At 64.4% G+C, this 25,865-nt stretch carries 25 protein-coding genes, 1 tRNA gene and 1 other RNA gene; 19 read left to right on the forward strand and 8 right to left on the reverse strand.

The window, feature by feature from the left end:
- Positions 1–147: 147 nt before the first annotated feature.
- A complete protein-coding gene (gene aceE / locus J2808_RS20415; RefSeq protein WP_309820314.1) occupies positions 148–2,916 on the reverse strand; it encodes a pyruvate dehydrogenase (acetyl-transferring), homodimeric type in 2,769 nt (922 codons plus the stop codon).
- Between the two features lie 397 nt (positions 2,917–3,313).
- On the opposite strand from aceE, the gene J2808_RS20420 reads away from it, so the two are divergent.
- The 4 genes from J2808_RS20420 (at position 3,314) to J2808_RS20435 (ending at position 5,341) form a co-directional block, all read left to right on the forward strand.
- Positions 3,314–3,733: a DUF3052 domain-containing protein gene (locus J2808_RS20420; protein ID WP_309820316.1), complete on the forward strand. Its 420-nt coding sequence runs from the start codon at positions 3,314–3,316 to the stop codon at positions 3,731–3,733.
- The gene (locus tag J2808_RS20425) at positions 3,730–4,224 is read left to right on the forward strand and encodes a peroxiredoxin (RefSeq protein WP_309820318.1); all 495 of its coding nucleotides are present in this window, start codon (positions 3,730–3,732) and stop codon (positions 4,222–4,224) included. The genes J2808_RS20420 and J2808_RS20425 overlap by 4 nt, the downstream gene beginning before the upstream one ends.
- A 6-nt stretch (positions 4,225–4,230) precedes the next feature.
- Complete coding sequence (locus tag J2808_RS20430) at positions 4,231–5,157, forward strand: NAD-dependent protein deacetylase (RefSeq protein WP_309820320.1); 927 nt, start codon at positions 4,231–4,233, stop codon at positions 5,155–5,157.
- A 108-nt stretch (positions 5,158–5,265) separates the two neighbouring features.
- A tRNA-Val gene (locus J2808_RS20435) sits at positions 5,266–5,341 on the forward strand.
- 183 nt (positions 5,342–5,524) lie between these two features.
- Here J2808_RS20435 and J2808_RS20440 read toward each other — a convergent pair.
- Entirely contained in the window at positions 5,525–6,595 is a 1,071-nt protein-coding gene (locus J2808_RS20440; RefSeq protein WP_309820323.1) for an NAD(P)/FAD-dependent oxidoreductase, read from the reverse strand.
- Between the two features lie 122 nt (positions 6,596–6,717).
- Here J2808_RS20440 and J2808_RS20445 point away from each other — a divergent pair, with 122 nt between their 5' ends.
- The 4 genes from J2808_RS20445 (at position 6,718) to J2808_RS20460 (ending at position 10,217) form a co-directional block, all read left to right on the forward strand.
- Positions 6,718–7,302 carry a helix-turn-helix domain-containing protein gene (locus tag J2808_RS20445; RefSeq protein ID WP_309820325.1) on the forward strand — a complete coding sequence of 195 codons (585 nt, stop codon included), beginning with the start codon at positions 6,718–6,720 and terminating at the stop codon, positions 7,300–7,302.
- Between the two features lie 47 nt (positions 7,303–7,349).
- A complete protein-coding gene (locus tag J2808_RS20450; protein WP_309820327.1) occupies positions 7,350–7,640 on the forward strand; it encodes a hypothetical protein in 291 nt (96 codons plus the stop codon).
- Positions 7,641–7,895: 255 nt separating this feature from the next.
- On the forward strand, positions 7,896–8,693 hold the full coding sequence (locus tag J2808_RS20455) for an IclR family transcriptional regulator (RefSeq protein ID WP_309820329.1): 798 nt from the start codon (positions 7,896–7,898) through the stop codon (positions 8,691–8,693).
- A gap of 174 nt (positions 8,694–8,867) precedes the next feature.
- Positions 8,868–10,217 (forward strand): MFS transporter, encoded by a 1,350-nt coding sequence (locus J2808_RS20460; RefSeq protein ID WP_309820331.1) that lies wholly within the window; start codon positions 8,868–8,870, stop codon positions 10,215–10,217.
- A gap of 191 nt (positions 10,218–10,408) precedes the next feature.
- On the opposite strand, the gene J2808_RS20465 is transcribed toward J2808_RS20460, so the two are convergent.
- Complete coding sequence (locus J2808_RS20465) at positions 10,409–11,473, reverse strand: D-2-hydroxyacid dehydrogenase (protein WP_309820333.1); 1,065 nt, start codon at positions 11,471–11,473, stop codon at positions 10,409–10,411.
- A 73-nt stretch (positions 11,474–11,546) separates the two neighbouring features.
- Here J2808_RS20465 and J2808_RS20470 point away from each other — a divergent pair, with 73 nt between their 5' ends.
- From J2808_RS20470 to J2808_RS20480, 3 genes are read left to right on the forward strand one after another with little or no spacing between them, the layout of a single operon-like run.
- Positions 11,547–12,476: an NAD(P)-dependent oxidoreductase gene (locus J2808_RS20470; protein ID WP_309820335.1), complete on the forward strand. Its 930-nt coding sequence runs from the start codon at positions 11,547–11,549 to the stop codon at positions 12,474–12,476.
- Positions 12,473–13,243: an SDR family oxidoreductase gene (locus J2808_RS20475; protein WP_309820337.1), complete on the forward strand. Its 771-nt coding sequence runs from the start codon at positions 12,473–12,475 to the stop codon at positions 13,241–13,243. Before J2808_RS20470 ends, J2808_RS20475 begins: the two co-directional genes overlap by 4 nt.
- Positions 13,243–14,328 (forward strand): L-idonate 5-dehydrogenase, encoded by a 1,086-nt coding sequence (locus tag J2808_RS20480; RefSeq protein ID WP_309820339.1) that lies wholly within the window; start codon positions 13,243–13,245, stop codon positions 14,326–14,328. Before J2808_RS20475 ends, J2808_RS20480 begins: the two co-directional genes overlap by 1 nt.
- A 42-nt stretch (positions 14,329–14,370) precedes the next feature.
- Here J2808_RS20480 and J2808_RS20485 read toward each other — a convergent pair whose 3' ends face one another.
- Complete coding sequence (locus J2808_RS20485; protein WP_309820340.1) at positions 14,371–15,099, reverse strand: FadR/GntR family transcriptional regulator; 729 nt, start codon at positions 15,097–15,099, stop codon at positions 14,371–14,373.
- A gap of 173 nt (positions 15,100–15,272) precedes the next feature.
- On the opposite strand from J2808_RS20485, the gene gndA reads away from it, so the two are divergent.
- Together gndA and J2808_RS20495 are read left to right on the forward strand one after the other, a co-directional pair.
- Complete coding sequence (gndA, locus tag J2808_RS20490) at positions 15,273–16,709, forward strand: NADP-dependent phosphogluconate dehydrogenase (protein ID WP_309820343.1); 1,437 nt, start codon at positions 15,273–15,275, stop codon at positions 16,707–16,709.
- Between the two features lie 111 nt (positions 16,710–16,820).
- Positions 16,821–17,663, forward strand: a complete 843-nt coding sequence (locus J2808_RS20495; RefSeq protein WP_309820345.1) for an oxidoreductase — start codon at positions 16,821–16,823, stop codon at positions 17,661–17,663.
- Positions 17,664–17,666: 3 nt separating this feature from the next.
- Here the strand turns inward: J2808_RS20495 and epsC are convergent, their stop codons facing one another.
- The 3 genes from epsC to msrA form a co-directional block, all read right to left on the reverse strand.
- Positions 17,667–18,251, reverse strand: coding sequence for a serine O-acetyltransferase EpsC (gene epsC, locus J2808_RS20500; RefSeq protein ID WP_309820347.1), 585 nt, complete (start codon positions 18,249–18,251; stop codon positions 17,667–17,669).
- Between the two features lie 39 nt (positions 18,252–18,290).
- Positions 18,291–19,226 (reverse strand): cysteine synthase A, encoded by a 936-nt coding sequence (gene cysK, locus J2808_RS20505; RefSeq protein ID WP_309820349.1) that lies wholly within the window; start codon positions 19,224–19,226, stop codon positions 18,291–18,293.
- Positions 19,227–19,291: 65 nt separating this feature from the next.
- On the reverse strand, positions 19,292–19,816 hold the full coding sequence (msrA, locus tag J2808_RS20510) for a peptide-methionine (S)-S-oxide reductase MsrA (RefSeq protein ID WP_309820350.1): 525 nt from the start codon (positions 19,814–19,816) through the stop codon (positions 19,292–19,294).
- Between the two features lie 99 nt (positions 19,817–19,915).
- Between msrA and J2808_RS20515 the strand changes: the two genes are divergently transcribed.
- Together J2808_RS20515 and J2808_RS20520 are read left to right on the forward strand one after the other, a co-directional pair.
- Positions 19,916–20,830 (forward strand): Nif3-like dinuclear metal center hexameric protein, encoded by a 915-nt coding sequence (locus tag J2808_RS20515; protein WP_309820352.1) that lies wholly within the window; start codon positions 19,916–19,918, stop codon positions 20,828–20,830.
- Positions 20,831–20,932: 102 nt separating this feature from the next.
- Positions 20,933–21,670: a zinc ribbon domain-containing protein gene (locus J2808_RS20520; protein ID WP_309820353.1), complete on the forward strand. Its 738-nt coding sequence runs from the start codon at positions 20,933–20,935 to the stop codon at positions 21,668–21,670.
- Positions 21,671–21,736: 66 nt separating this feature from the next.
- Here J2808_RS20520 and J2808_RS20525 read toward each other — a convergent pair whose 3' ends face one another.
- Entirely contained in the window at positions 21,737–22,501 is a 765-nt protein-coding gene (locus J2808_RS20525) for a YaaA family protein (RefSeq protein WP_309820356.1), read from the reverse strand.
- Between the two features lie 56 nt (positions 22,502–22,557).
- Between J2808_RS20525 and rnpB the strand changes: the two genes are divergently transcribed.
- The 4 genes from rnpB to J2808_RS20545 all read left to right on the forward strand — a co-directional run bounded on the left by rnpB (position 22,558) and on the right by J2808_RS20545 (position 25,865).
- An RNA gene (gene rnpB, locus J2808_RS20530) (RNase P RNA component class A) lies at positions 22,558–22,943 on the forward strand.
- Between the two features lie 258 nt (positions 22,944–23,201).
- Positions 23,202–24,680: a glyceraldehyde-3-phosphate dehydrogenase gene (locus J2808_RS20535; protein WP_309820359.1), complete on the forward strand. Its 1,479-nt coding sequence runs from the start codon at positions 23,202–23,204 to the stop codon at positions 24,678–24,680.
- An 81-nt stretch (positions 24,681–24,761) separates the two neighbouring features.
- Positions 24,762–24,965 (forward strand): hypothetical protein, encoded by a 204-nt coding sequence (locus J2808_RS20540; RefSeq protein ID WP_309820360.1) that lies wholly within the window; start codon positions 24,762–24,764, stop codon positions 24,963–24,965.
- 102 nt (positions 24,966–25,067) lie between these two features.
- Positions 25,068–25,865, forward strand: a complete 798-nt coding sequence (locus tag J2808_RS20545; protein ID WP_309820362.1) for an HNH endonuclease family protein — start codon at positions 25,068–25,070, stop codon at positions 25,863–25,865.

The following is a 25,865-nucleotide window of genomic DNA, read 5'->3' on the forward strand; positions in this document are numbered from 1 at the left end:
ACTTCCTGTTGGAACGCGATCTTTCCATTAAAGACGGCACGGTCGTTGCAACTCCCAAAATCTCGGGGTGTTGCAACGACCGCTAGAACTCAAGTGGGGGCCGCCGTCGTCGTCTATTTCCGCTGACAGCAGGTCAGCAGGAAAGGATCAGGATTCGCCGCCTGCATTGCCGGTGGAACCGGCGTTGACGTTGTGCAGCTTATACTTCTCGATCGCCTGGGCCGGGGCCGGGGCATCAACTTCACCGCGGCGCGCCAGCATTTCCAAGGAACGGACCACGATGGAGTGGATGTCGTTCTTGAAGAAGCGGCGTGCTGCGGCGCGCGTGTCGGAGAAGCCGAAGCCGTCCGCGCCAAGGGTGGCGAACTCGTTCGGTACAAACTGGCGGATCTGGTCCGGGACGGCCTTCATGTAGTCGGAGACTGCAACCACGGGACCAGTGGCACCCGCGAGCTGCTGGGTCACGAACGGAACACGGGCGGGCTTGCCCGGGTTCAGGAACGCTTCTTCCTCGGCAGCCATGCCGTCGCGGCGCAGTTCGTTCCAGGACGTGACGGACCAGACGTCGGCGGAGACACCCCAGTCCTCGGCGAGCAGCCGCTGGGCCTCGATGGCCCAGGGGACGGAGACGCCGGAAGCCAGGATCTGGGTCCGGGGACCGTCGATCTTTGCCGGAGCCACCAGGTAGATACCCTTCAGGACGCCTTCGACGTCGAGATCCTCGGGTTCCGCGGGCTGCGTGATGGGTTCGTTGTAAACCGTGAGGTAATACATAAGGTTCCGGTCAGCAGAATCCGGCCCGTACATGCGTTCGATGCCGTCCCGGATGATGTGGCCCATTTCGTACCCGTAGGCGGGGTCGTAGGTGACCACTGCCGGGTTCGTGGAGGCCAGCAGCGGGGAGTGGCCGTCGGCGTGCTGGAGGCCTTCGCCGGTGAGGGTGGTCCGTCCCGCGGTGGCGCCGATGATGAACCCGCGGGCCATCTGGTCACCGGCTGCCCAGAAGGCGTCGCCGGTGCGCTGGAAGCCGAACATGGAGTAGAACACGTAGACCGGGATCAGCGGCACGCCGTGGGTGGCGTACGCGGTGCCGGCGGCGGTGAAGGCTGCCACGGCGCCGGCTTCGTTGATGCCGGGGTGGATCAGCTGGCCCTGCGCGGATTCCTTGTAGGCCAGGACCAGGTCCCGGTCCACGGAGAGGTAGTTCTGGCCCTTGGGGTTGTAGATCTTCGCCGTGGGGAAGAACGCGTCCATACCAAACGTGCGGGCTTCATCGGGAATGATCGGGGCGATGTGCTTGCCGAAGTTCTTGTCCCGCATGAGGTCCTTGAGGAGCCGGACAAATGCCATGGTGGTGGCGGCCTGCTGCTTGCCGGAGCCGCGCTTGGCGACCTCATACGTTTTGGCGTCGGGCAGGGCGATGTCCTGGTGCTTGGAGCGGCGCTCCGGCACGGCGCCGCCGAGCTCGGCCCGGCGGTCCATCATGTACTTGATTTCCGGCGCATCACTGCCCGGGTGGAAGTACGGCGGCTGGTACAGATCCTTCTCCAGCTGCTCATCGGTGACCGGGATCCGCAGGTGGTCGCGGAACTTCTTCAGGTCATCCAGGGTGAGCTTTTTCATCTGGTGGGTCGCGTTGCGGCCCTCGAAGTGCGGTCCGAGTCCGTAGCCCTTGACGGTTTTGGCGAGGATGACGGTGGGTTTGCCCTTGAATTCGGTGGCTGCCTTGTACGCGGCGTAGACCTTGCGGTAGTCATGGCCGCCACGTTTGAGGTTCCAGATCTCGTCATCGGAAAGGTCCGCGACCATGTCTTTGGTCTGCGGGGTCTTGCCGAAGAAGTGTTCGCGGACGAACCCGCCGGACTCGGCCTTGTAGGTCTGGTAGTCACCGTCCGGGGTTTCGTTCATGATCTTCACCAGCGAGCCGTCGGAGTCCTTGGTGAGCAGGTCATCCCACTCCCGGCCCCAGACGACCTTGATGACGTTCCAGCCCGCGCCGCGGAAGAACGCTTCGAGTTCCTGCATGATCTTCCCGTTGCCGCGCACCGGCCCGTCCAGGCGCTGGAGGTTGCAGTTGATCACGAAGTTCAGGTTGTCCAGGTTCTCGTTCGCGGCGAGCTGGAGCAGGCCGCGGGACTCGGGCTCGTCCATTTCCCCATCGCCCAGGAACGCCCAGACCTGCTGGTCCGAGGTGTCTTTGAGGCCGCGGTTGTGCAGGTACCGGTTGGACTGGGCCTGGTAGATCGCGTTCATCGGGCCGATGCCCATGGACACGGTGGGGAATTCCCAGAACTCCGGCATCAGCCTCGGGTGCGGGTAGGAGGAGAGCGCGTGGCCTTCCTTGGACTTTTCCTGCCGGAACCCGTCCAGATCCTCCTCGGTCAGCCGGCCTTCCATGAACGCGCGGGCGTACATGCCGGGGGAGGCGTGGCCCTGGAAGAAGACCTGGTCACCGCCGCCGGGGTGGTCCTTGCCGCGGAAGAAGTGGTTGAAACCCACCTCGTACAGGGTCGCGGCGCCGGCGTAGGTGGAGATGTGCCCGCCCACGCCGATGTTGGCCCGCTGGGCCCGGTGGACCATGATCGCGGCGTTCCAGCGCATGTAGGCGCGGTAGCGGCGTTCGTATTCCTCGTTGCCGGGGAACGGTGCTTCCTGGTCCACCGGGATGGTGTTCACGTAGTCCGTGGTGGTCACCATCGGCACGCCCACGCTCTGCGCGCCGGCACGCTGCAGCAGGCTCCGCATGATGTATTGGGCACGCTCGGTGCCCTGTTCCCTGATCAGCGCGTCCAGGGACTCAACCCATTCGGCGGTCTCTTCCGGATCACGATCAGGCAGCTGGTTAGTCAACCCGCTGAGGATATGGGAGGTATCTTCTCCTGCAGCCACGTCCAACCTCTCTTTGCGCGCATGCATCGGCGCCCCCACACCGGGCAGGGTGACTGCCCGGGATGAATGCGACGTGTGCGACGTATCGGTTACAACAGCCCGGTCATGTGCGCCGGGCAGGGTCCTGCCACGCCTATGTCTGCATTCAATTCCAGGCGGTCGCCCCGCAGGCATAGTTGTCACCAGCCACTCTAGCTGTGACTCCAGCGCGATGCGTAGCCGCGTCCGTGGCACCGTGGTTGTATTTCGCCGTCATACTGGTTGTGTGACGAAAGCCGCTGCAATGCAGGCTGAAGGCCCCGGATGTGACGCAGAATATGGCGGATCGCGGGGTGGGCAGCTTGAAGCGCAGGCACAAAGGGTGTTGGCTTGGAGTAATGGAAATCACTATGCGTATCGCATGTATTAGGCATTGGAGGAACACGTGAGCGAGGCCGACGCCGCCACTTCGGTAAATGTGGCGGAAAAATTGGGTTTCAAAAACGGGGATCTGATTCAGGAGTTCGGTTACGACGATGATGTCGATTTCGACTTACGTGATGATATTGAGGACCTGACCGGGTCCGAGCTCCTGGATGAAGACGACCACGACGTTGTAGACGCCGTGATTTTTTGGTGGCGTGACGGCGACGGTGACCTCGTGGATACCCTCATGGACTCGCTGACCACATTGAGTGAGGGCGGTGTTGTCTGGGTCCTGACTCCGAAGTCCGGCCGGCCGGGTTATGTTTCTCCGGCAGAAATCCAGGAAGCGGCACCCACGGCAGGACTGCACCTCACTACCTCAGCCGGTGTCTCCAAGGACTGGAGCGCAACCCGGCTGGTCAGCAAGAAGAACAAGTGACGGCAGCGCTTTCCGTCGCCGCCGGGCCTGTCCCCGCGGTAGGGGAGTCCGCCCCGGATTTCGAACTGGTTAACCAGTTCGGGGAGCCGGTGAGACTGTCCTCTTTCCGCGGGCAGAACGTTGTATTGGTGTTTTATCCGTTCGCTTTTTCGGGCATCTGCACCGGCGAGCTGTGTGAAATCCGTGACAACCTGGCACTTTTCGAGGATGCCCGGGCAACGGTTCTGGCGGTGTCCGTAGACAGCAAGTTCAGTTTGCGGGCGTATGCCGAAAAGGAAGCCTACGGCTTCGATTTGCTGGCCGACTTCTGGCCGCACGGGGCAGTGGCAAGCACCTACGGCGTCTTCGATCAGGAGACCGGGATGGCCGGGCGCGGAACGTTCATCATCGATGCGGCTGGAATCATCCGCTATGTTGTGGTGAATCCGCGAGGCCAAGCCCGCGAACTCTCCGAATACCGCGATGTTCTGGCGGGTCTGGAACAGGCCTGAGGCCGGATGGACCAGCAGCGGCGGGGCGTTGGCGTTGGCCTGACGGGCTTCGCCAGCCTGCCCGCTGCGACCCCCACTGCGCTGTCTGCTGAACATCTGCAGGCTCTGGAAAACGTGCGGGAGCTTCTGTCCGGCCAGCGCCTGGCCCTGCTGACGGGCGCTGGGCTGAGCACGGATTCCGGCATACCGGATTACCGCGGCCCGGACTCTGTGCCACGCTCTCCGATGACGTACCAGGAGTTTGTGCGCGATTCCGCCAACCGCCAGCGCTATTGGGCGCGGAACCACATTGGTTGGTCGCATTTGCGGCATGCCGATCCCAACCAGGGGCACCGTGCCGTGGCGGAACTGGAACGGCGGGGGCTGCTGAGCGGCCTCATCACGCAGAATGTTGACCGGCTGCATGAAGACGCCGGCAGCGTCAATGTCATCGACCTTCACGGCCGTTATGACCAGGTGGTGTGCCTGGACTGCAAGCGGACCTACAGCCGGCGCTTGCTGGCAGGGGTACTGTCGGAACTGAACCCTGGATTCCTTGAACGTGCCACGAGGTCTGGCTTGGTGGAAATGGCCCCCGACGCTGACGCGACCGTTGACGATGCTGCCCTTATCTCCAGCTTTGTCGTAGCGGCTTGCCCGGCCTGCGGCGGTACGCTCAAGCCGGACTTCGTCTACTTCGGCGAGAACGTGCCCAAAGAGCGGGTGGAAGCCGCCTACGCCATGGTGGACGACGCCGCCGCCCTCCTGGTTGCCGGATCCTCACTGACGGTGATGAGCGGCCTGCGGTTCGTCCGGCACACGGCAAAGGCCGGTAAGCCGGTGGTGATCATCAACCGCGGCGAGACCCGGGGCGACTCCCATGCCACCATCAAGCTCCACACCGGCGTGAGCGAGTCACTGACGTGGCTTGCGGCCGAACTTCCGGATCTCTGAGCGACTGACCCACCCACCGCCGGGCACGCGGATTGGCTTTTGCTCCATTGCATCAGGTAGAGTTTATGTTCGTTGGTCGACGCGCTGAAGTGCGGAAACCGGCAGTTTGGGTCTTTAGCTCAGCTGGTAGAGCGCCACGTTTACACCGTGGATGTCATCGGTTCGATCCCGGTAGGACCCACCACCAAACCCCGCTGCTCCCGGCCATGCCGCCCGGAGCAGCGGGGTTTTTTGTTGTCCCGAGTTCGTCAACTTCCATCAGCCGGGGTGGCCACCCATGTGCTCCGGAGGGGCGCGGGGTTCCAGCTCGATATCGTCGGGGCGCCGCTCAGTCAGCAGCAGCCCGCGTGCTGGTTGGCGTGGTGGTTCATGCTGATTCCTGTTTTACTCTGGTCGCGGGGCCCTTGCCGGCTGTCCGCTGCCTATCATCAAGGCCATGGCGCCGGGGGCCCAGCACGGTCGCACAAACGGCTGCCTCCGAGGCGGCCGAAAAGGGGCCGAAGTTTCCTTCAACTGCCCACCGGGTTTCCTCTTCGATGAGGTCGGCGTTAATCCGTGCGCCGGCCATGACACCCTCGGCTGCCGCGGTGATCACCTGAGCCATGATGTTGGCGACGTTGCCCGCCGCGTACACGCCGCGGACGGCCGTGGCACCCATGGCGTCGGTCTCGATACACCGTCCAGCGCCCGACGGGTGCACCTGGGGACGTAGCCCAAGTGATTCCAGCAGCACGGACCTGGCCTCCATCCGGGTGCCCACCGCCAGTGCGGTTACGGAAAACGAAGAGCCCTGGCGGAGCGTAACCCCCGTGAGGACACCACCGACAGCGTCAACAGAGGCCAGGGCCCCGTCGACGACAGTCACTGACCGGGCAGCGAGCTTGTCCCATTCCTCGTCGGTTGGTTCCACGGTGTCGTTGAGGAAGAGGGTGACGTCCGGAGACCACTGCCTGAACAGCAGTGCCTGATGGACAGACAGCGGGCCTGTGCCCAGCACTCCAATCCGTTGCCCGCGGATTTCCCAGCCGTGGCAATAGGGACAGTGCACTACGCCCTTTCCCCACTGCTCCTGCAGCCCGTTGATGGGAGGCAACTCGTCCGTCAAGCCCGTGGTGACGAGGAGGCGCCTGCCCGAGAACCGGCGGTCGTCTCCTAGAATCACCTCGAATCCGTCGGGGCTCAGGTGTGCCGAAACGGCTTCGCCGTCAACAACCGTCCCTCCGTAAGAGAGCACTTCGCTGCGTCCGATGGCCAGGAGTTCCCGGGGGTTCATGCCGTCCCTCGAAAGGTAACCGTGCACACCCGCTGCGGGCGCGTTGCGTGGAGTTCCGGAATCGATGACCAGCACCGAGCGCAGCGCCCGGCCCAGCGTTGTCGCCGCGCTGAGTCCCGCCGCACCGCCGCCAACAATTACAACGTCATACCGTGTGGTGTTCATGCTGTATTTTTCCTTCGTCGCGTCCTGAAAGTTCGCCGCCAGCGTTCCTGGGCGGTTCCACCAGCTTTCACCGCATCAAAGATTATTGGCAAACTATATTGCCGATATGGCAAAATGGAAGGATGGTAAATGAGCTTGACGATGTCCTCGGTGCGGTCGGTCCGCGGCTTCGGGCACTCCGTACGGAACGGAACCTCACCCTGGGAGAGGTGTCATCCGCATCTGGAGTGTCGGTAAGCACCCTGTCCCGCCTGGAATCCGGCCAACGCAGGCCAAACCTCGAAATCCTGCTGCCGCTTGCTAGGTTGTACGGTGTTCCGCTTGATGATCTGGTGGGCGCACCGCCCACCGGGGATCCGCGAATCCATCTCCGGCCCATCACCCATGCCGGCATGACAGCCGTTCCCCTCACGCGCCGCCCCGGCGGATTGCAGGCCTTCAAGATGGTGCTCACCGGTGATGACCGCGGGGCAGAGCCCGACCCCCGCGTTCACGAAGGCTACGAATGGCTGTACATCCTCAATGGACGACTGCGTCTGGTGCTGGGCGACAAGGACTTTGAGCTCCGCCCTGGCGAAGCGGCGGAATTCGACACCCACACACCGCACTGGTTCGCCAGCGCCGACGGTAAACCCGTCGAGTTCATCAGCCTGTTCGGTCAGCAGGGCGAGCGGATGCACGTACGGGCGCGGCCCAAACCCTCATAGCTGGGAGGATCGCTTGATTGTCAGTGCCACTCCTTAGTGTTCCCCGTATGGAATTTGTGGAGATCAGGACGTCCCGTGACGGCGCTCCGACGGCGGTCCTCAGCAACGGCAGGGAATGGGCTGTCGGTGCCGAAGCGGTGCGATGGTTTGAACGCGTGAGTTGGTGGGAGGATCAGCGGCGGATGCCCAAGGGCCTGGGCCGGGTGGACGTCGAGGTGCTGCAGGTCCAGGTGAGGCTGGGGCGCAACCCGCAGTCTGCGCTGACCACTATGGTGCTGGAGCGCGACGGCCTGGGCGGTGGCTGGCGGCTGCGGGAAGCGGCGGCCGATGCGGCCTGAGGGCCGGGGCCCATGTTTGGGGCATTGGAAAACCCTCCACCGCGACTATTGGGGGATGCCGCGGTGGAGGGTCTTCCATGAATATACAGTGAATTTCCGGAAACAAACAAATGCCCCGGGCTTCGTGTCCGTGCCGTCTATCCGGCGGGGGTCCTTCCGGCGCCAAATCAGGCCGCAGCCATTATGATGGTTACTGTTCAGTGGAATGGACACCTACACGTGAAGCGCCCCAGGCGTGCCAATTGAAGGAGAATCATGGCTGATTCCCGCACACCCCGTTCCTCCGATGGATTGGGGAGCGCATCGCCGGCACCGGCGGTCACCCGGGCCGCCGCCGTCATGGACGCCCTTGCGGCTTCCGCTAACGGTCGCCTCACATTGAGTGATCTTGCCCGGGAACTGGGGATCCCCAAGTCATCGACGTCCAACCTGCTGCTGGCCCTTGAAGAAGCGCGGCTCATCAGCCGCCAGGGAGCGGAGTTCACGCTGGGACGCAAGCTGGTGGAGCTGGGTGCAGCTTATTTGAGCCGGCTCGATGAGGTGCAGGAATTCTACCGCTTCTGCGAGCAGGCGCCCACGCTCTCCGGGGAGACTGTCCGGATAGCCATGCTCGATGGCACCAACGTCATCTACCTTGCCCGCTATGAGGGGCACCCGGCGGTCCGCCTGACCTCTAATATCGGCGACAAAATGCCTGTGTCGCTGTGCGCCGTGGGCAAGGCCCTGATCGCGCGCCTTCACGACCATGACATCGACGCCATGTTTTCCGACACGGCTGAGCTTCCCGTACTCACGCCCAAGTCGCTGCGCACGGGCGCTGAGCTCAAAGCCCAGCTGCGCACTATCCGCGAACAGGGCTACGCCTTCGAGGATGAGGAGTCCACCACAGGCGTCGTATGCCTCGCAGTGTCCGTCCCCACCCGCGGCGCCCATGGGCCGAGCCTGGGCTTGTCCGTCACGGCGCTTAAAGCGACGTACACCGAGGAACAGGGATCCCAGATGGTCAAGGAGCTGAATGAGCTGGCCCGGTCCCTGGGCAATCCCATGGGCTAGAGGGCCTCTCCCGCTTGCTGCCGGCTTTGACGGTCGCAGGAAGCAACAATTCAGGATGCCCCTTGCGGCCTGTCCAACTTGCTGTACTCTGTTCAGTATAGTGATCCACACAACAGGTGTCGTCGCTAACCCACCAGGCCAACGGGGGCCTGGAGTGTTTTTGAGGGAGTTCTTGTGACAACTCGTACTAAATCACCGCAGGCTGACGCGGACGGCGCCGTCGTCGATCCGGAGCAGCTGCGAAGGGCAACTCTTGCCAGCTCAGTAGGCTCCGCGCTGGAGTACTACGACTTCTACATTTATGGGCTAGCGTCCGCACTCATTTTCGGCCCGCTCTTCTTCTCACCCCTGGGGGAAAGCGGTGCGGTCATCGCTTCCTTCGCTACCTACGGCGTGGGTTTTGCTGCCCGGCCGTTCGGCGGCATCGTTTTCGGCTACATCGGTGACCGGTTCGGCCGGAAGATGGTCCTGATCCTGACCATCGGCCTGATGGGCATGGCAAGCTTCGCCATCGGGCTCCTGCCCACCTTCGAACAGGCCGGAATGCTTGGGGCCGTTCTCCTGGTGGCCCTCCGCATCCTCCAGGGCCTGGGCGCAGGTGCCGAGCAGGCGGGTGCCACAACGCTGATTTCGGAGGTGGCCCCCCGCCGCCGTCGTGGATTCTTTGCCTCCCTGCCGTTCGTCGGCATTCAGCTGGGCACGCTCCTGGGGGCAGGAACCTTCGCGCTGATGGCGCTGGCCGACAAGGACGTGCTCCAGGGCTGGCTCTGGCGCGTGCCCTTCCTGGCGAGCGTCATCCTGATCGTCATCGCGGTCTTCATCAGGCTCCGGCTCAAGGAAACCCCTGTGTTCCAGGAGCTTGAGAAGCACAAGGCCGTGGTGAAGAACCCCGTGGGCCAGATCTGGAAGCACTCCAAGAAGAACGTGCTCATCGGCATCGGACTCCGTATGGGTGAAAACGGCAACTCGTCCATCTACTCCGCGCTCCTGGTGTCCTTCATCAGCCTGCCCGCCGGCGTCTTTGCCGGTGACAAGTTCATTGGCCCCACCGGCCTGCTCATTGCCGCAGGGTTCGCCGCGGTCATGGTGGTCACCTTCGGAGCGCTGTCCGACCGCTTCGGGCGTGTTCCGGTCTACCGGTACGGCGCACTCTTCCAGGCCATCATCGCCCTGCCGGCCTTCTACCTGGTCACCCTGGGCAACGTCACCCTCGTCTGGGTGGTCATGGCAGTAGGCATCTCCCTGGGTGTGCAGTCCATGCTCGGCCCGCAGTGCGCCCTGCTCCCGGAACTCTTCGGCGCCCAGCACCGCTTCACGGGCGTGGCCCTGAGCCGTGAACTCTCAGCAGTCCTGGCCGGAGGCTTCGCCCCCATGATCGGTGTAGCCCTCCTGGCTGCCACCGGACACTCCTGGCTGGTTCCGGCGATCTACTCGCTGGTCCTGGCGCTGATCTCCTTTGGCACAACGTTCTTCACGCCGGAGACGAACGGCCGTGACCTGGTCCTTGTGGAGGATGCCAGCTAGGCGCAGCCCATACGCAGTCGATGGCGGCCTTCCCGGTAGCGGGGAGGCCGCCTTTGGGTGCTTCCGGGGCAGCCGCAAAGTAAGCTTCGGCGCGGCAGCAACCGAAGGTCCGGATACGCGAAGAGCCCCTGCTGGATTCCTGAAGCGAGGAGTCCAGCAGGGGCTCTTTTGTGCGGCCGGGGCAGTGCCGGTCAGTAGAAGTGGACCGGGTCCACCAGGTGGGGCAGGTCGCCGCCGTCGAGGAACGTGCGGAGGTTGCTGGCGAAGCGCTCGGCGATGAGGCGGTTCTCTGCTGCGCTGAGCGCCGAGGTGTGCGGTGACACCAGGACTTTCGGGTGATCCCACAGCGGGCTGTCCTGGGGGAGCGGCTCCACAGCGAAGACGTCGAGGCAGGCGTAAGACACCTGGCCGTTGTCGAGGGCCTCCAGGAGCGCGTCTTCGTCCACCACGGTGCCGCGGCCGACGTTTACAAACACCGTTCCGGGCTTCATTGCGGCAAAGACGTCGCGGCTGAACAGCTTCTCCGTGAACGGTGTGCCCGGCAGCGTGTTCACCACGGCGTCGGCAGTGGCAAGGAGCCCGGCGAGTCCATCGTTGTCAGCAACCTGTTCGATTCCCTCGATGGGTTCCACCGTGCGCTTGGTTCCACTGACCTTCATGCCCAGGGCGCGGGCGATCCGGGCGGTCTCCAAGCCGATCTCACCCAGGCCCGTGACCACCAGGGTGGAACCGCTGACCAGCCGGGTGGGGGTCCGGAGCTCAGGCCACATCTTGGCGGCCTGGTCCTGGACCAGCTCGGCGCTGCGCTTGAACCCGTTGAGGATCCCGAATGCGGCGAATTCGGCGAGCGGCAGGGCGTGAACGCCGGCCGACGTAGTCACCTTGAATTTCCGCAGTGTCTCCTGGTCCAGCCCGGAAGCCTTGACGGCGCCGCCGGCCCCGGCAGCCATGGCGTGAACCCACTGGAGCCGCGGGTTCTCGCGGGCAATGCGGGCCAGGCCGGCCGGGCTTTCATTGGGCAGGCCGTACAGAATCTGTGCCCTGTTGAGCATGTCCCAGTACTGCTCCTCCTGCGCGGGCGTCCGCTTGAAGTCCGGATCCCCGGAGTGGTCAGCGGGAAAACGCTCGGGCGGAAGGAGGTCGGGCTCGTAGAGAACGGTTACGGAGGGGTCTACTGCGCGGATGCGGTCCACGAGCTCTGCTTCGAGCGGGACGGCGATCGCGACGGTGGTTTGAGTCGTCATACTGTTCATCATACTGAATAGCGGCTAGGATATTGGACAGATTTCCCTACATTAACCACACAACGATGTGAGTCGAGGCCTTTTGATGGAAGACAAACGAGCGGGCTTTGTGGGCCTTGGACTGATGGGGCTGCCCATGGCGGAGAATCTGCTCCGCGCCGGCTGGGACGTGAGCGCCTGGAACCGTTCCGCCGGGCCCCTGCAGCATCTGGAGGCACAGGGTGGCCGTCCGGCCCGCGATGTCGCCGCCTTGCGGGATCTGCCGGTCATCGCTTTTATGCTGCCGGACCTGTCCTTCATCGAGGAAGCAGCGGAGGAACTGCTGGCCAGCTGGGCCGAAACGCCACCGGCAGCCGGAACTGCGGTGGTGGTCATGAGCTCTGTTTCACCTGCCAAGGTCAAGGACTTCGGCCGCCGGGTGCAGGACGCGAGTGGCGGCCGCGCCGTGGTGGTGGACGCCCCGGTCAGCGGCGGAACCAAGGGGGCAACCGACGGCACCCTGGCCATCATGGCAGGCGGTTCGCCCGACGACTTCCAGCGGCTCGAGCCCTTCTTTGCGGCGATGGGAACCACCGTCCGTCACATGGGCGCATTGGGCTCAGGGTCGCTGGCCAAGGCCTGCAACCAACTCATCGTGGGAACCACGACGGCGGCGCTCGCCGAGGCGGCCGAACTCGCCGAGCGTTCGGGCATGGATCCGGCGGCGCTCTTTGACGTTCTGGCCGGCGGTCTGGCCGGCAGCCGCGTCCTGGACAACGTGGGACCACGGCTGGTCCGGAAGGACTACACCCCCACGGGCCCGGCGAAATTCATGCACAAGGACCTTTCCTTTGTGCTCGAGTCGGCACAGGCGGCCGGTGCTGCTGTGCCCATGGCGACCGCCGGCGTCGAGTTGTACGCCGAACTCAAACGCCAGGGCTTGGGCGAACAGGACCTTGCCGTCGTACGGCAGGCCATTTCACAACTCAGCGACGCAGCAGCGGACAGCGCTATGAAAGGGACAATTTCAGCATGAGTGGACTTTTTGACCTGACGGGGCGGGTTGCCTTGGTGACGGGGTCGAGCCGGGGGATTGGTAACGCGTTGGCGCGGGCTTTGGCTGAGGCCGGGGCGACGGTGGTGTTGAACGGGATTAATGCGGAGCGGTTGAAGGCGGCGGAGGCTGTGTTGGCGGCTGATTTCGCGCCGGGCCGGGTGCATAGTGTCGCGTTTGATGTCACGAGTGATGCGGAGGCCGCGCGGGGTGTTGCCTGGGTGGAGGAGCATGTGGGGCCGTTGCAGATCCTGGTGAACAACGCCGGGATCCAGCACCGGGTGCCGATGCTGGAGCTGGACGTCGCGGACTGGGAACGGGTGATCGCGACGGACCTGACCAGCGCGTTTTTGGTGGGGAGGGAGGCGGCCCGGCACATGATCCCGCGGGGGAGGGGCAAGATCATCAACATCTGCTCGGTGCAGACGGACCTGGCCCGGCCCACCATCGCCCCGTATGTGGCGGCGAAGGGCGGTTTGCGGAACCTGACCCGTGCCATGACGGCGGAGTGGGCGGGGTCGGGGTTGCAGATCAACGGGATCGCCCCGGGCTATATCCATACGGAGATGACGCAGAACCTGGTTGATGATGAGCAGTTCAATGCCTGGATCCTGGGCCGGACCCCGGCGCACCGGTGGGGGACCGTGCAGGATTTGGCCGGCCCGGCGGTGTGGCTGGCCTCGGACGGTTCGGACTTTGTGAACGGGCAGACGATCTTTATTGATGGCGGAATGACGGTGGTGGTCTGATGGGAGTTTCAGCGGCACAGGAATCAGGAGTTAGTGTCCGGCCGGTTGCTGGTCCGGCGGTGGTCGCGTATGCGGCCGGGGATCTGCGGGTCGAGGACGTGCCGTTAGCGGCGCCGGGACCGGACGAGGCCGTTATTGAGGTGGCCTTTGGCGGGATCTGCGGGTCGGACCTGCATTACTGGCTGCACGGGGCGGCGGGTGAGTCGATCCTGAAGGCGCCGATGGTCCTGGGGCATGAGATTTCCGGGACCGTGGTGGTGGCTGCGGCGGACGGGACGGGTCCGGCCGCGGGGACCCCGGTGGCGGTCCATCCCGCGACCCCCGGCCCGGGCGCGGGTGATATCCGGTTCCCGGCGGACCGGCCCAACCTGTCCCCGGGCTGCACGTACCTGGGCTCCGCGGCGAGGTTCCCGCATACCGACGGGGCGTTCGCCCGGTATGTGAACCTGCCCGGCCGGATGCTCCGGGCCCTGCCGGCAGCCCTGGACCTGCGCACGGCGGCGCTGATCGAGCCCGCGTCGGTGGCCTGGCACGCGGTGGCCCGGGCCGGGGACGTGGCCGGCAAGTCCGCCCTGGTGATCGGGTCCGGCCCGATCGGAGCACTGGCCATCGCGGTCCTCAAACGTGCCGGCGCGGCCCGGATCACCGCCGTGGACATGCATCCCAAACCGTTGGAGATCGCCGCGGCGGTCGGGGCGGACCAGGTCCTGCAGGCAGAGGACGCGGACGCGATCGCGGCCGTGCAGGCCGAGGTGGTGATCGAATCCTCGGGCAGCCACCACGGCCTGGCCTCGGCCATCCAGGGCGCCGCCCGGGGCGGGACCGTGGTCATGGTGGGGCTGCTGCCCACCGGACCCCAACCGGTCCTGATCTCGCTGGCCATCACCCGGGAACTGGACCTCAAGGGCTCGTTCCGCTTCAACAATGAGATCGATGACGTCATCACAGCCCTCGCCGACCACAGCCTGCACATCGGCCCGGTCGTCACCCACGAATACCCGCTCAGCCAGGGACTCGAGGCATTCGCCACCGCCAAAAACTCCGCCGAATCCGGCAAAGTCCTCCTCGACTTCCGGCCCGAGTAAGCCGCGTGGGGACGGCTGGTCCGGTCAGTTCCGGCGGTTCACTCAGGTCCTGCGGACAGGAATGAACACCCGGGGCTGATCGGTCCAGGTTTCGGACAGCCGGGACGTGGTGCGGCGCATGATCTGTTCGGAGGCGTCCCGGGCAGCCGCTGCGTCGCCAGCAGCAACCGCTTCTGCGAGGTCCACGTGCCACTGCAGCGCACCCTCGTGGGGGTGGTCCGGCATCAGGCCGTGCACCGTTCGCCCAGTGAGCGTCTCGGCCACCTGGCCCATCAGGTTGGCGAACATTTCGTTACCGGATCCGGAAAGCAGCACCGAGTGGAAGGCGATGTCCAGCTCCAGGAACTTCTGCCCATCGCCGGTATGGCCGGCATCGCGCAGGGCATGGGCGATGTCCACAAGTTCACGGCGCAAGTCCGCCGGCGCATTCTTCGCTGCCAGCTCTGCAGCGGCCGGCTCGACGGCGGACCGCAGCTCGATCAGCGACCTCAGCTGGGCTCCGCGGCCTTCGCTGGAGAGCCGCCAGCGGATGACCTGCGGATCGTAGGGGTTCCACCGGCTGGGCGGCAGGACGCGGATGCCCACGCGCTTGATGGTTTCCACCAGGCCCAAGGACTGGAGAACACGCACAGCTTCGCGGACCACAGACCGGGAAACCTTCAGTTCCTCCTCCAGCTGCTCGGCGAGCATAACGTGGCCAGTGGGGAGGTCGCCCGTGATGATTCGGGTGCCAACATTCTCAATGGCACGGTGGTGCAGGCTGGTCGACATGGTGTCAAGCCTAGACGGGGATTGACCCGCCGCGTTCCACAAAGTGGGCATCACTTCCCCTTCGCGCTTCGAATATATATGCTTTATTAGGATCGATCGGTTCGTGAGAGCGTGCTTCGCAACGAACGCGGAGCCATCTGCACATCCATTGCACACAATGAATTGGAGTTTTGATGTCTGCACACATCGGTGTCACCGGCCTTGCGGTGATGGGAGCAAACCTTGCCCGCAACCTGGCCCGCAACGGTTTCACGGTTGCCCTGCACAACAGGTCGGTGGAAAAGACCGACGCACTGCTCGAAAAGCACGGCACGGACGGCGATTTCATCCGCACCGAATCCCTGCAGGAACTGGTTGACTCGCTGGAGAAGCCCCGCCGCGTCCTGATCATGGTCAAGGCCGGCAAGCCGGTGGACTCCGTCATCGAGCAGCTTGAACCGCTGCTGGAAGCGGGCGACATCATCATCGACGCCGGCAACTCGCACTACGAGGACACCCGCCGCCGGGAAGCCGCGCTGGCCAAAAAGGACCTGCACTTCGTGGGCGTCGGCGTTTCCGGTGGCGAAGAAGGCGCGCTCAACGGCCCGTCCATCATGCCGGGCGGCTCCAAAGAGTCCTACAAGGCCCTCGGCCCGCTGCTTGAGAAGATTGCCGCAAAGGTGGACGGCGAGCCCTGCTGTGCCTGGGTTGGCACCGATGGCGCCGGCCACTTCGTCAAGATGGTCCACAACGGCATCGAATACGCCGACATGCAGGTCATTGGCGAAGCCTTCGACCTCCTCCGTTCAGGTGCCGGCATCGAGCCCGCCGAACAGGCCAAGATCTTTACCGAGTGGAACAAGGGCGATCTTTCCTCGTTCCTCATCGAAATCTCCGCCGAGGTCCTGGGCCACGTTGACGCCAAGACGGGAAAGCCGTTCGTTGACGTCGTCGTTGACGCCGCAGGCCAGAAGGGTACGGGCCGCTGGACGGTCATCTCGGCCCTTGAACTCGGCTCCCCGGTCTCCGGCATCGCCGAATCCGTTTTCGCCCGTGGGCTTTCTTCCCAGGCCGAGCAGCGCAAGCTCGGCCAGGAGCTGCTGGCCGGCGGAGAAGCCGCAGTGGAAATCCCCGAAACCTTCGTTGAGGACGTCCGGCAGGCGCTGTACGCCTCCAAACTGGTCTCCTACGCGCAGGGCCTGGACATGCTGACGTCCTCCGCCAAGGAATACGGCTGGGACCTCAAGCTGGATGAGATCGCTTCCCTGTGGCGGGCAGGCTGCATCATCCGCGCCGAGCTGCTCAAGGACATCACCAAGGCCTACGCAGCTGAAGAAAAGCCGGCAAACCTGCTCTTCGCACCGGCCTTCACCCAGGCCATCGCTGATGCACTGCCGGCCTGGCGCCGCGTGGTTGCCACTGCCGTCCAGCTGGGCATCCCGGTACCGGTATTCTCCTCGTCCCTCGCGTACTACGATGGCCTGCGCCGCAAGCGCGTGGCTGCCGCACTGATCCAGGGCCAGCGCGACCTCTTCGGCGCCCACACCTACGGCCGCGTCGACTCCGAAGGTACGTTCCACACCCTTTGGGGCGAGGACAAGTCCGAAATCGAAGCAGTAGACACGCACTAACACCGCTTACTGCATCACCCTGCGGCCGGCACTTCCGAGGATATTCTGGGAGCTGCCGGCCGTTGGCGTTTCACGGCAAGCGCGGTGTCCGTCCAGCCAAGGAGTCCAAAGATGCCAAAGCCAGTCGCCTTCATCACGGGAGCGTCCACCGGAATCGGTTTCGAGGCAGCCAAGAGACTCAGCGGCCACGGTTTCCTGGTGTATGCGGGAGCCCGCCGGGTGGACAGGATGGAGCCGCTGGCGGCCCTCGGTGTCCAGGTACTGGCGCTCGACGTGACGGACGAGGATTCGATGCGCGCCGCCGTCGGACGTGTCCTGGAAGAACGCGGGCGGATTGACGTTCTGGTCAACAACGCCGGCTACGGATCGTACGGGGCGCTGGAAGAAGTGGACGTGGCCGAAGGCCGGCGCCAGTTCGAGGTGAATGTCTTCGGGCTGGCCAGGATGACCCAGCTGGTATTGCCGGCCATGCGGCAGGCAGGCCGCGGACGCATCATCAACGTTTCATCCATCGGCGGAAAATTCTATGAGCCACTTGGTTCCTGGTACCACGCCTCGAAGTTCGCCGTCGAGGGTCTGAGTGACTCACTGCGGCTGGAGCTGAAGCCGCACGGGATCAGCGTCTCGATCATCGAGCCCGCCAGCACTATCTCCGAATGGGGACGCATCGCCGCGCAGGGGCTGCTGGAGACCAGCGGTACCGGGCCATACGCCTCCCAGGCGCAGCTGATGGCCGGGGCGCTGGCCTCCACTGAACAGGCCGGAACCTCAACGCAGCCGGCTGTCATAGCCGATGCGGTGCTGCACGCGGCCACGTCAGCCCGGCCCCGGACCCGTTACCCGGCGGGCAGCGGAGCCCGTGCCATCCTGACCCTGCGGCGCGTCCTGCCCGACAGGCTATTCGACCCGGTGGTCATGTACGTACTGAAGCGGGTGGCCGGCGGAAAAGCCTAGGCGTCAGATCCGGTATTCGATGTCGTACTCGGCCGGGTCAACCGCTGGCTTTGTTTCGCGCTGTGAATCCCGGTGGCGCCATTTAGCGGGCACCCCCGTGACAATCGATTCCGGCGGTGCGTCCTTCACCACAACGGCGTTGGCGCCCACGGCGCTGTCCCGGCCGATGGTGATGGGTCCCAGGATCTTGGCGCCGGCGCCAATAGTCACCCGGTCCTCAATGGTGGGGTGACGCTTGACCTTGGCCAGGGAACGGCCGCCCAATGTCACTCCGTGGTAGATCATCACGTCTTCGCCTATTTCGGCGGTCTCCCCGATGACCACACCCATGCCGTGGTCGATAAAGAAGCGGCGACCGATGGTGGCACCGGGATGGATTTCAATGCCGGTCAGGAAACGGCCAAGCTGGGATACCAGCCGGGCCGGGAAACGCAGCCCCGGCACCTGCCACAGCCGGTGCGTCAGCCGGTGGATCCAGATGGCATGCAGCCCTGAATAGGCGAAAAAGTTCTCAAAAGAACCTCGCGCCGCCGGGTCGTGGGACCGGGCGGCGTCGAGGTCTTCCTTCAGTCTTGCGTAAAAGCCCACAAAGTTCTTTCTACAGGAAACGGGGCGACAACGGCTGGATCAGCCGCGGATGTCGTCATAGAGCACGGTGGAGATGTAACGCTCACCGAAGTCGCACACGACGGCGACGATCAGCTTGCCGGCATTCTCCGGGCGCTTGGCAAGTTCCAGGGCACCCCAGACGATGGCGCCGGAGGAGATGCCGCCGAGGATGCCTTCCTGGACGCCGAGTTCACGGGCAACGCGCACGGAATCCTCGAGGGTGGCATCCAGTACTTCGTCATAGACGTTGGTGTCCAGGATCTCCGGGATGAAGTTCGCGCCAATTCCCTGGATCTTGTGCGGTCCTGGGGCGCCACCATTCAGGATGGCGGAGTCCTTCGGTTCGATGGCAACAATCTGGACGTCAGGATTGCGCTCCTTCAGGACCTGGCCGACGCCGGTGACGGTTCCGCCGGTGCCGATGCCGGCAACGAAGATGTCAACCTTGCCGTCGGTGTCGGACCAGATTTCCTCGGCGGTGGTGGTGCGGTGGATCTCAGGGTTGGCCTCGTTGGCGAACTGCTGGGCCCAGATGGAGTTCTCCGTGTTGGCCACAATCTCCTGGGCCTTTTCAACAGCGCCGCGCATGCCCTCGGAACCGGGGGTCAGCACAATTTCGGCGCCGAACGCACGAAGCATGACGCGACGCTCGGTGGACATGGTTTCGGGCATGGTCAGGATGACTTTGTAACCGCGGGCAGCACCCACCATGGCCAAGGCGATCCCGGTGTTGCCGGAAGTGCCTTCAACGATGGTGCCGCCGGGCTTGAGGGCGCCGGACTTCTCAGCGGCATCAACGATGGCCACGCCGATGCGGTCCTTCACGCTGTTGGCCGGGTTGTAGAACTCAAGCTTGACGGCCACAGTGGCGCCCAGGCCCTCAGTGAGCCGGTTCAGGCGGACCAGCGGGGTGCCGCCGACCAGCTGCGTTACATCGTCATAGATCCGTGCCATGTAGATATGCCTATCTCTCAAGAGTGAATGCTGAGGTCAGCCTAACGATGGCTGAGCGGCCTCGGCTAAGCATTAAGCCATGCAGAGTAATATTTCCGGGCCTTCGCGAGCTTGGGGTTGATGATCACCTGGCAGTACCCCTGCTCAGGGTATTTGGCGTAGAAGTCCTGGTGGAAGGCCTCGGCTACGTGGAACCGTGGCAGCCGGCTGACCTCGGTGACGATCGGATGGGTCCACAATGCCTGGTTCCGTTCGATGGCCTCCTCGAAGAGAATCTTCTCCTCGGTGGTCTCGTAGAACATGGATGAGCGGTACTGGGTGCCGACGTCGTATCCCTGGCGGTTGAGCGTGGTGGGATCGTGCAGCGCGAAGAACATGTCCAGGATGACCTCGGCCGGAATGATGGCCTCATCAAAGGTCACTGCCACCACTTCGGCGTGACCGGTGGTCCCGCTGCAGACCGAATAGTAGTCAGGTTGAGGATCGTGGCCGCCCGTGTAGCCGGAAACAACCGACGTGACGCCCTTGGTTTTTTGGTAGACAGCGTCCAGGCACCAGAAGCAGCCTCCGCCCAGAACAAAAGTTTTCATGATCTCTTCAATGGTTGAGTGCCCCGGATGATTCCCAGACCACCCTACGAGACTGTGGCACATGCCGGCTAAACGGCCTGATGGGGTAAAACTGAGTTTATGGAATCTGCAGACACCGGCGTTACAGATGCTGACAGTGGCGGCACCGGATCCGAGGAGAATGCGCCGGCAGAGGCACCGGCTCCCACCCTGGGGCAGGTCCTGCTGGCCGTAGAGGAACTCTGGCCCGAGTCCCTGGCCGAAAACTGGGACGAAGTGGGCCTCGTGGCCGGCCACCCCTCGGCGCCGGTCACCCGGGTGATGTTCGCCGTTGATCCCACGCTGGCGGTCATCGATGAAGCCGTGGAATGGGGTGCCGAACTGCTGATCACGCACCACCCGCTGCTGCTCAAAGGAGTCACGTCAGTGGCTGCCACCACTGCCAAGGGGCAGGCCATCCACCGTCTCATCGAGTCGGGCACGGCGTTACTGACCGTCCACACCAATGGTGATTCCGCCGTCGGCGGCGTTTCAGACGTCCTGGCCGACGCACTGGGACTGGAGGACGTTGCCCCGCTGACCGTGGCCGCGAACGGCCTGCCCGAAGAAGGCATCGGCCGCGTGGGGGATCTCGCCGACGTCATGAGCCTGGGCGATTTCGCTGCCCGGGTTTTCGGCATCCTGCCGTCCGTGGCCGGGGGAGTCCGGGTATCCGGCGACAAGGACGGGCTGGTGCGGCGCATTGCAGTGTGCGGCGGCGCGGGGGACTCGCTGTTCGACGAGGTGCGGGCCAGCAACGCCGACGTCTATGTCACCGCCGACCTCCGCCACCATCCCGCCTCCGAAGCCCGCGAGGCGGCAGTAAACGGCCGGCCGTACCTCATCGACGTTTCGCACTTCGCCAGCGAGTGGCTCTGGCTGCCGGCTGCGGCGTCGGCACTCGGCAACGTGCTTGCTGACCAGGGCCACGATGTGGAGATCCAGGTGAGCAACACCAACAGCGACCCCTGGGACTTCATTCTGACTCCCGGCTAAGCCTGGTGTATGCGAGGCAGGGGAGCAGGCTAGGCGCTAGAGTCTAGGGAGCGCCGATCGGGTGCCCGGCTCCGGCCGGCAGGATACAAGCGGAGGTAGCAGTTGGCTAAGGCAGCACCGGCGGAACAGTTGAAGTTGCTCGAACTGCAGGGGCTGGACGCCAAGCTCAAGTCCCTGTCGAACCGCCGCCGCACGCTGAGTACCGATCCGCGGATCACGGACCTTGAGGCCGCGCTCGCTGTGGCCAACGGTGAATTGGGCGGCGCCAAGGTGGCCGTCCATGACGCCGAAGCCGAACTCAAGCGGGCTGAGGCCGACGTCGAGCAGGTTGCTTCCCGGATCGAGCGCGACGAAGCCCGGCTCAACAGCGGTACAGGACTGTCCAAGGATCTTGTGGCGCTGCAGAAAGATATTGCCTCGCTGAACAAGCGCCGCTCAGATCTTGAGGACGTGGAGCTCGAAGTGCTGGAACGCCTCGATTCCCTTCGCGCCCGGCAGGCCGCCCAGCAGCAGATCGTTGATGACATCCAGGGTTCCTTCAGCGGCATCCGTGCCGAGCTCGATGAAGCCCTGGCCGAAGTGGATGCTGAAGCCAAGGCTGTCCGCGCCCAACGCGACGAATTCGCTGCAGGACTCGACGCCGGGATGCTGGCCGTCTACGAAAAGACCCTCGCCAAGCGCGGTGTGGGCGCCGCCCGGCTGTTCCACGGCACCTCCGAGGCGTCAGGCATGAAGCTGAGTCCCGGCGACCTCGCCGAGATCAAGGCCGCCGCAAAGGACGACATCGTATTCTGCCCGGACTCCGGTGCCATCCTGGTGCGTTCCGCAGAGTGGAACTAGGCTTTCCTGGGCCCACGCCGTCAGGGTTCCTTGGCCGAGCTTGCGAGGCGAGGGTGGCGGTGGGGACTAGTTGGGCAGGATGATGTTGAGCGCATGCGGTTTCCGCGCTGAACCGTCCACCAGTTCCGCATCCCACTTTTCGCGCGTGGCCTTGAGGAGCTGGGCCGGGGTCTGCGGAGCATTGCCGCGGCGGGACACCAAGTGCCGCGCCAGCTCACCTCGGGTATGTTTCGCGAAGTGGCTCACTACCTTGCGCACGCCGTTGACCTCTGTGAAGACGTTGACCGAGACGGTTTGTGCCGGCGGCGGTGCCCATGCTGCCGCGTACGTGCTGGAGCGGCAGTCCACCAGCAGGTGTCCGGCAACCGCCTCCGCGAGGGCCGCCGAGAGCTGCGGCTTCCAGAAGGAAGCGAGGCGGCCGACGTCGGGCAGTGCCGTTCCCATCGACAGCCGGTACGCGGGCACCCGGTCAGCGAACCGGATGGCGCCCCACAGCGCGGAAACCACGAGCACCGATTCATCGGCTTTGCGGCGCTGCGCCGGCGTCAGTGATTTGTAACCGAGTGCGTCGTAGAGAACGCCCGAATAGATCTGGTGCGCAGGCGCCGCCGGTTCCGCGTGGAGCCGGGTGTTGCGTTCGACGTCGTCCTTCAGTGAGGCGCCGACGCCCAGCAGGGCGAGGGCGTCTTCGTGGGCGCTGACCGTCCCCAGCGCCTCCAGGACTTTGGCCCGGTAGGAGTTGAGTGCCGGAAAGCTCAGCGCGGGCCAGTCGACGGCGGATCCGCGGACTGCGGGGGTCTTGCCTTCAGAGGGGGGAAGCAGAATCAGCACCGTACGATCCTACCGGCGACGGCGGTGCCTCCATCCCCGGTAGACTGGCTTGCGGATGGGTTGACCAGGCGGCCGCGCGTCACGCAAGTGGCTCGAGGAACGTCCGGGCTCCGCAGGGCAGGGTGGTGGGTAACGCCCACTCGGGGTAACCCGCAGGCCAGTGCCACAGAGAACAGACCGCCTGTGTCTTCCGGTAACGGAAGGCCGCAGGTAAGGGTGAAACGGTGGTGTAAGAGACCACCAGCTTCCCGGGTGACCGGGAAGGCTAGGTAAACCCCACCCGGAGCAAGGCCAGACAGGACACGATTGAGGGCTGCCCGCCCGAGTGTCCGGGTAGGCCGCTGGAGGGCGTCGGCAACGGCGTCCGTAGATGGATGGCCGCTACTCCCGCGCTGGTAACGGCACGGGAGCACAGAACCCGGCGTATCGGTCAACCCATCCCACTAATTTCAGCAGGCAGGGCATGTGAGTGACTTCACGTCTGCAGCGGCAATCCAGGCCGCGCCGCCAGCTTAGAATAGAGAGCGAACGTAGAAGTTCCGCCGCCGGGTCTGCGTTCGCAGCCGGTGGCTTTTCTTTGCGCTTCTCCACGGCACCCGGGATGAACAGAATCCCGCCGGTGCCAGAGCCCCTGGACAACGTCAGGTGGCCGACATCCGCATACGAGGACGTATGCGGCTGAACCGAGGAAGGTAGTTCTGTGAGCCAGACGTCAGATTCTTGTCTTGATACGTGGATGGGCCGGGAGGCTCTCGCTGAGGCCATGATTCCGGTGATTGGCCGGCTGTACCGCGAGAACAACGTGGTGACCAGCATCCACGGCCGCAGCCTGATCAACAAGTCCACCATGAACATCCTCAAGGCACATCGCTTCGCGCGCCGGATGAGCAACACCGAGCTCCTGCTCGAAGAGACCGCACCGCTGCTGAACGCTCTCGCAGAGCTGGAGCTCGGCGCCGCAGCCATCGACGTGGCCCGCCTGACCGAGAAGTTCAAGCTCGAAGGCAACGGCGCGTCCCTGGACGAGTTCCTCCGCGCCGAGTTGGCCGAGATCGTGGGCAAGCGCGGCGCTGATGACCGCACCAGCACCGACGTCGTGCTCTACGGCTTTGGCCGGATCGGCCGCCTCCTGGCCCGCCTGCTCATCGAAAAGGCCGGTGGCGGGCACGGCCTGCGCCTGCGCGCCATCGTGGTGCGCCGCGGATCGGACAAGGACCTCACCAAGCGTGCCAGCCTGCTGCGCCGCGACTCGGTCCATGGCTCCTTCGAGGGCACCATCAGGGTCGACGAGGAAGCCAACACCATCACCGCCAACGGCGTGCAGGTCCAGGTCATCTACTCGGACAACCCCGCCACGATCGACTACACCGCCTACGGCATCAAGGATGCCCTCGTCGTGGACAACACGGGACGCTGGCGCGATGCCGAGGGCCTTTCGCAGCACCTGCAGAGCAAGGGCGTGGCCCGCGTGCTGCTCACCGCGCCGGGCAAGGGCGCGCTGAAGAACATCGTGCACGGCATTAACCACGGCAGCATCGAGGACACTGACCAGATCGTCTCGGCAGCGTCCTGCACCACCAACGCCATCACTCCGGTCCTGAAGGCGATCAACGACAAGTTCGGCGTGATCCACGGGCACGTGGAGACGGTCCACTCGTTCACCAACGACCAGAACCTGATCGACAACTTCCACAAGGGCGACCGCCGCGGCCGCTCCGCCGCGCTGAACATGGTGATCACCGAAACCGGAGCGGCCACTGCAGTGGCGAAGGCACTGCCCGAACTTCAGGGCAAGCTTTCCGGCAGCTCCATCCGCGTTCCCACGCCGGACGTTTCGCTGGCCATCCTGAACCTGAGCCTGGAAAAGGGCACCACCAAGGACGAGGTGAACGACTACCTGCGCCAGATGTCGCTGCACTCGGACCTGCGCAAGCAGATTGACTACATCGATTCGCCCGAGGTTGTTTCCACGGACTTCGTCGGATCACGCCGTGCCGGCATCGTGGACGGCCTTGCCACCATCTCCAATGACAAGAACGTCATCCTCTACGTCTGGTACGACAACGAGTTCGGCTACAGCTGCCAGGTAGTCCGCGTTATGGAGGAGATGGCCGGGGTCAACCCGCCGTCGTTCCCGGCCAAGGAACCTGCCGCCGTCCTGGCCGCACTCGCCGTCTAAAGAGCCGCTACTGACGTGCCAGTACCGACATTCCCGGCTGATTCGCTGGAATCAGCCGGGAATGTCGACCACACTGGTGCCATGGATAACGAAACTCTCCACGACACCACCCTTGAACACGCCCTCGACGTCGCCAAGGCCAACCATAAAGAGGCCGTCAGGCTTCTGGAGCAGGCCCGTGCTTCCCTGGCTGCCGGCGACATAGGCGAGGACCGCGTCCGGCAGCTGGAGAGTCTCCTCCAGCTCGCCGAAGAGGATCTCCGCCGGGTGGTCCGGGAACAGTAGATCCCGGCCACTCCTCCTCCCCACTGTGGATAACCGTCCGGGTGTCAGTGGGGTGGCCTAGGCTCTTCTGGTGCATGGCATTTCCGGAAGAGTTGGTAGCCCGTGACCGTCAGTTGGGGCGCCTACCGCCGTGCCCGCCGTCGATCGAGGCAGGCCTGGGCTTTACTGGCGGTCCTCGCGATATCCGTGCTGGCGTCAGCTGTGTGGTTTTTCACGGCCGGCCAGTTCGCGGCAGCTGAACCCGCCGTTGCCGGACCTGCCCACGCGCCCGTGTTTGACGGCAGCTGGATGAAGCCGGTGGTGCCCGTGTACCCCGTACCGCAGGGGAATGCCCGCGCCGCCCTGGAGGGGCTGACCGTCAAGGGCCGTGCATCGAAAGACAATTACCAGCGCGAGGCATTCGGGCAGGCGTGGCTGGATGTTGACCGGAACGGCTGCGACACCCGCAATGACATCCTCCGCCGCGACCTTGCGTCAGTGGGCTTCACGGAGGGCTCGAAATGCCGAGTCGCTTCCGGTGCCATCGTGGAGCCGTATACAGGGAAGGCCGTGGTTTTCCGGCGCGGACCGGAGAGCAGTAAGGAAGTCCAGATCGACCACGTTGTGGCGCTCGGTGACGCATGGCAGAAAGGCGCCCAGAGGCTGACCCCGCTGCAGCGGCAACACCTGGCCAACGATCCCCTGAACCTCATCGCCGCGGACGGTCCCGCCAACCAGCAGAAGGGCGCAGGGGACGCCGCCACCTGGCTGCCGAAGAACAAGAACATCCGCTGCCACTACGTGGCCCGCCAGATATCGGTGAAGGCGTCCTACGGGCTGTGGGTCACGCAGCCTGAGAAGGATGCCATGGCCCGCGTCCTGGACTCATGTCCGGAACAGGCCACCATCGCGGCTAAGTGA

Source organism: Pseudarthrobacter sulfonivorans, from assembly GCF_031454915.1.
GTDB classification, from domain to species: domain Bacteria; phylum Actinomycetota; class Actinomycetes; order Actinomycetales; family Micrococcaceae; genus Arthrobacter; species Arthrobacter sulfonivorans_C.

Bases quoted from the DNA above. Each gene is read 5' to 3' on its own strand.
- J2808_RS20540 (WP_309820360.1), top strand. From the start codon at position 24,762: ATGGATAACGAAACTCTCCACGACACCACCCTTGAACACGCCCTCGAC.
- J2808_RS20465 (WP_309820333.1), bottom strand. From the start codon at position 11,473: ATGATGAACAGTATGACGACTCAAACCACCGTCGCGATCGCCGTCCCG.
- J2808_RS20495 (WP_309820345.1), top strand. From the start codon at position 16,821: ATGCCAAAGCCAGTCGCCTTCATCACGGGAGCGTCCACCGGAATCGGT.
- J2808_RS20440 (WP_309820323.1), bottom strand. From the start codon at position 6,595: ATGAACACCACACGGTATGACGTTGTAATTGTTGGCGGCGGTGCGGCG.
- J2808_RS20430 (WP_309820320.1), top strand. From the start codon at position 4,231: ATGGACCAGCAGCGGCGGGGCGTTGGCGTTGGCCTGACGGGCTTCGCC.
- cysK (WP_309820349.1), bottom strand. From the start codon at position 19,226: ATGGCACGGATCTATGACGATGTAACGCAGCTGGTCGGCGGCACCCCG.
- J2808_RS20470 (WP_309820335.1), top strand. From the start codon at position 11,547: ATGGAAGACAAACGAGCGGGCTTTGTGGGCCTTGGACTGATGGGGCTG.
- J2808_RS20515 (WP_309820352.1), top strand. From the start codon at position 19,916: ATGGAATCTGCAGACACCGGCGTTACAGATGCTGACAGTGGCGGCACC.
- J2808_RS20445 (WP_309820325.1), top strand. From the start codon at position 6,718: ATGGTAAATGAGCTTGACGATGTCCTCGGTGCGGTCGGTCCGCGGCTT.
- aceE (WP_309820314.1), bottom strand. From the start codon at position 2,916: ATGCATGCGCGCAAAGAGAGGTTGGACGTGGCTGCAGGAGAAGATACC.
- J2808_RS20455 (WP_309820329.1), top strand. From the start codon at position 7,896: ATGGCTGATTCCCGCACACCCCGTTCCTCCGATGGATTGGGGAGCGCA.
- gndA (WP_309820343.1), top strand. From the start codon at position 15,273: ATGTCTGCACACATCGGTGTCACCGGCCTTGCGGTGATGGGAGCAAAC.
- J2808_RS20485 (WP_309820340.1), bottom strand. From the start codon at position 15,099: ATGTCGACCAGCCTGCACCACCGTGCCATTGAGAATGTTGGCACCCGA.
- J2808_RS20475 (WP_309820337.1), top strand. From the start codon at position 12,473: ATGAGTGGACTTTTTGACCTGACGGGGCGGGTTGCCTTGGTGACGGGG.
- msrA (WP_309820350.1), bottom strand. From the start codon at position 19,816: ATGAAAACTTTTGTTCTGGGCGGAGGCTGCTTCTGGTGCCTGGACGCT.
- J2808_RS20450 (WP_309820327.1), top strand. From the start codon at position 7,350: ATGGAATTTGTGGAGATCAGGACGTCCCGTGACGGCGCTCCGACGGCG.
- J2808_RS20480 (WP_309820339.1), top strand. From the start codon at position 13,243: ATGGGAGTTTCAGCGGCACAGGAATCAGGAGTTAGTGTCCGGCCGGTT.